The organism is Psychrobacter sp. AOP5-GZ1-6, from assembly GCF_052376345.1.
Classification (GTDB): domain Bacteria; phylum Pseudomonadota; class Gammaproteobacteria; order Pseudomonadales; family Moraxellaceae; genus Psychrobacter.
Genome location: NZ_JBQSVP010000280.1, coordinates 1 through 1,153 on the forward strand (window position 1 = coordinate 1; position 1,153 = coordinate 1,153).

General features: G+C 34.9%; 2 protein-coding genes. Both read left to right on the forward strand.

Going from position 1 to position 1,153, the window contains the following annotated elements; all coding sequences use genetic code 11:
- Nucleotides 1-226: 226 nt before the first annotated feature.
- Nucleotides 227-577 (forward strand): IS630 transposase-related protein, encoded by a 351-nt coding sequence (locus ACT3RN_RS15740; RefSeq protein WP_192521033.1) that lies wholly within the window; start codon nucleotides 227-229, stop codon nucleotides 575-577.
- The gene (locus ACT3RN_RS15745) at nucleotides 528-1,076 is read left to right on the forward strand and encodes an IS630 family transposase (RefSeq protein WP_263972679.1); all 549 of its coding nucleotides are present in this window, start codon (nucleotides 528-530) and stop codon (nucleotides 1,074-1,076) included. Before ACT3RN_RS15740 ends, ACT3RN_RS15745 begins: the two co-directional genes overlap by 50 nt.
- Nucleotides 1,077-1,153: the final 77 nt, after the last annotated feature.

Here is a 1,153-nt window from a genome sequence, read left to right on the forward strand (position 1 = left end):
TTCTGACTTGGATTTTATTATTTATGAATTTATGTTTATTAAAAAAATAAATAAATGTTTGCTTGTTTATAAATAATAGAGTTGATTGAACAGGGGTAGTTTACTTATCTTTACTATGTATTGACCTTTGGTGTATAAGATATAGAAAATTACTATTGTGATATAGTCAATCTCACCTAAAAATGTTATAAACTAATTATTAAATCGAATTGCTATTATAAAGACCATGACTTACTCACTAGATTTTCGTATGCAAGTTCTTAAAAGCTTAGACGAGGGTATGACCTTTGCTGCGGCGGCTGAGTTTTACAATCTGAGCCCAACCACTATACAGAACTGGAAGCGGCGTGTTCACAGTAAAACAACCAGACAAACCAAACCTTATAAAATACCAGATGAGGTGCTACTTAATGATGTTAAAGAGCATCCCGATGATTACCAGTATGAGCGAGCACGTCGTTTAAACTGTAGTAAAACAGGCATTTATCATGCCTTAAAGCGCCTTGGTATCAGTCAAAAAAAAGACCTTGGAACATCCAAAAGCCTGTCTGATAAAAAGAGCAAAGTATCACAGTAAGCTTAATAGCTTTACGCAGCAAGGCTACCCCATTGTGTACATGGATGAAAGTGGCTTTGAGGCTGAAACTATTCGTTCTTATGGCTATGCACCGATAGGCAAACCTTGCATTGATAGTTACAACTGGCAAGCAAAAAAACGAACCAACGTTATCGGTGCTCTGTATGAAAAGATGTTGTTTGCACTGGATTACTTTAAGCACAACATCAACAGCAGCATATTCTACGACTGGTGCAAATACACGCTTATCCCAAGCCTTAAAACTAAATGTGTTATTGTCATGGATAATGCTCGGTTTCATAAAAGCAAACGTATCCAAAAGCTACTTAATAGACATGGTCATCGTATTCTATGGCTGCCGCCTTATAGCCCTGATCTAAACCCTATCGAGAAAAAATGGGCTCAAGTGAAGTTTCTACGCCAAGGCTGGTTGGAAAATGACTTATCCAAATTGTTTTATGATGTTTGTCCTAACCATAACAATTTTATTTTGAACTAACTATAGTAATGATTTTTGTTTATATTACTAATGCCAATAGATATGCTAACTTATTATATTTTTATTAATTATATTTT